The following is a 2297-nucleotide window of genomic DNA, read 5'->3' on the forward strand; positions in this document are numbered from 1 at the left end:
TTTAAAGGATTAGTATTATATTTTTCAGGCATTACAAATGTGAGATTTGCTTGCTCAATCCATTGTTTATCAACTTTCGTTGCTGTATCAGCACACTCAAACTGAGTATAAATCACCTGATTATTCTCACCTATACATTTATTTAAAGCTTTAGATTTTGGTATTTTAACTGTTGTTGCATCTAACATCGGCACATCAGCCATCGCAACAGAGGTTACCAAAGCGAATATCCCAATAATATAAAGCCTCATCCCGCTCCTCCAATATGGTCAATTACTCCAATTGACGATCTACCATTCTATCATTAACATCATGCACTACTTCTGGTTCTGAAGCTCTAGATTCATCACCAAATTTTTCTGCTGTTGTCATATTTGTTTCACTTAACCAACTATCCACAATAGCCTCATACCCTTCTGGACAATCAAATTCTGTATAAACAATAGGATCTTTACCATTGCTACATTTATTAATTGTTGAGTCTGTACTTTGTGCAAAAGCTGATGTCATAACCAAAGATAACGCACTAGCAATGGCTAACTTCCTATACATATACAACTCCTCTATCTCTTATTTTCAATAATATTCATTCGATTAATTATAACAAATTATTATTTCAAGTGGATTTAATTTGGATCAATCGGCTAGCTTTAATAACATGTGGTAAGTGTCTTTCACCTAAACCTAAAAATGATTGATCAAATGCATATAATCGATAAAACTGTTCATCTAATGTATGAGGCAATGCTATTTTCTGACCATTTTTCAAGCGCCATGTTTCTTCTTCATTCATAATTAATATTGGATAATCTGCAATTGCACTATCAACAGCCAATAATAATTCATCTGCATTATTATCTATTAATGCTTTTTCTAACATAGCCATCGTGACCAAATTAGGTTTAAAATAAGGGGCAACTTCTGTGCGTCTTAACATTGTTAAATGCCCAACTGTTCCAATTAATTTCGCAATATCTTCTGCTAATACACGAACATAAGTTCCTTTTGAACATGTTACCTCAGCAGTAAAACTCACATCATCGAAACTAATTAAATTAAGTTGATAAATCGTAATATCACGCGCAGGACGTTCTACTTCAATGCCTTCCCGTGCTAATTCATATAAACGTTTACCTTCATGATGTAAAGCTGAAACCATCGGTGGTACTTGTTGAATATCTCCCACAAACTTATCCAAAGCATGTTTTAATAACTCTGTGGATAATGGAGGAATATTCTTTTCTTCAATGATAGATCCTTCAGCATCACCCGTATTGGTTGCAGCACCCAACAAACATGTAAACTCATACGTTTTACGATTGTTCAATAATTGATGGTTAAACTTACTCGCCTCACCAAAACAAATGGGCAGTAACCCCGTTGCCATTGGATCTAAAGTACCAGCATGCCCTGCTTTCTCTGCTTTATATAACCATTTTACTTTCTGTAAAATATCATTACTTGATATGCCTTTTGGTTTATCCAAAAGTAAAACGCCATCCAAAGGACGGCGCTTGATTTTAGCTTGTTTACTCATCGTGATCTTTATTTTTTGCTTCGTCTTCTTGAATTGCCTCAGTAATTAAAGCAGATAATTCATTACCTTTCTCTAATTGCTCATCATATTCAAACTCAAACCTAGGAATTTTACGAAGTTTTAAAACCTTGCCCAACATTCTTTGGAACATTGGCGCATACTCATTCAAAAGACCGACCATTTCATCGCGTTCTTCTTTAGGCCCTAAATACGTCACTAAAACTTTAGCTTGAGAGAGATCTCTCACCACTCTCACAAGAGTGATGGAGATCATCATAATACGTGAGTCACCGATTTCCTTACGGATCAACATAGACAATTCTTGTTTCAATTGCTCATCAATACGACGAGTTCTTGATATATTAGCCATGTTTTGCTCCTTTTATAGAGTACGTTCTACTTGAACACGCTCATAAACTTCGATCTGGTCACCTACTTTAACATCATTGTAGTTCTTAACGCCAATACCACATTCCATGCCACTGCGAACTTCTGATACGTCATCTTTAAAGCGGCGTAATGATTCCAATGCACCCTCATAGATTACAATGTTATCACGCAATACGCGAATTGGATTATTACGTTTGATCAAGCCTTCCGTTACCATACAGCCTGCAATCGCACCAATCTTCGGAGATCTAAATACATCACGAACTTCTGCGATACCAATAATAGATTCTTTAAACTCTGGTGCAAGTTTACCAATCAATGCTGTTTTAATTTCATCAATAACATCATAGATGATGCTGTAATAATGTAA

5 protein-coding genes are annotated in these 2297 nt (G+C 35.5%); all 5 read right to left on the minus strand.

What is annotated here, in order from left to right; translation table 11 throughout:
- Positions 1 to 251, minus strand: a 251-nt coding sequence (locus tag BZK14_RS11040; RefSeq protein WP_143691457.1) for a hypothetical protein, incomplete at its 3' end; no start/stop codon positions are given.
- A 22-nt stretch (positions 252 to 273) separates the two neighbouring features.
- The gene (locus BZK14_RS11045) at positions 274 to 552 is read right to left on the minus strand and encodes a hypothetical protein (protein ID WP_077926540.1); all 279 of its coding nucleotides are present in this window, start codon (positions 550 to 552) and stop codon (positions 274 to 276) included.
- Positions 553 to 616: 64 nt separating this feature from the next.
- Positions 617 to 1537, minus strand: coding sequence for a tRNA pseudouridine(55) synthase TruB (truB, locus tag BZK14_RS11050; protein WP_077926541.1), 921 nt, complete (start codon positions 1535 to 1537; stop codon positions 617 to 619).
- Entirely contained in the window at positions 1530 to 1907 is a 378-nt protein-coding gene (gene rbfA, locus BZK14_RS11055) for a 30S ribosome-binding factor RbfA (protein ID WP_077926542.1), read from the minus strand. Before rbfA ends, truB begins: the two co-directional genes overlap by 8 nt.
- A 12-nt stretch (positions 1908 to 1919) precedes the next feature.
- Positions 1920 to 2297 (minus strand): EF-Tu/IF-2/RF-3 family GTPase (locus BZK14_RS11060; RefSeq protein ID WP_245831326.1); only part of this gene is annotated, 378 nt, incomplete at its 5' end.

Origin of the sequence: Wohlfahrtiimonas larvae (assembly GCF_002006755.1) — a bacterium.
GTDB lineage: Bacteria > Pseudomonadota > Gammaproteobacteria > Cardiobacteriales > Wohlfahrtiimonadaceae > Wohlfahrtiimonas > Wohlfahrtiimonas larvae.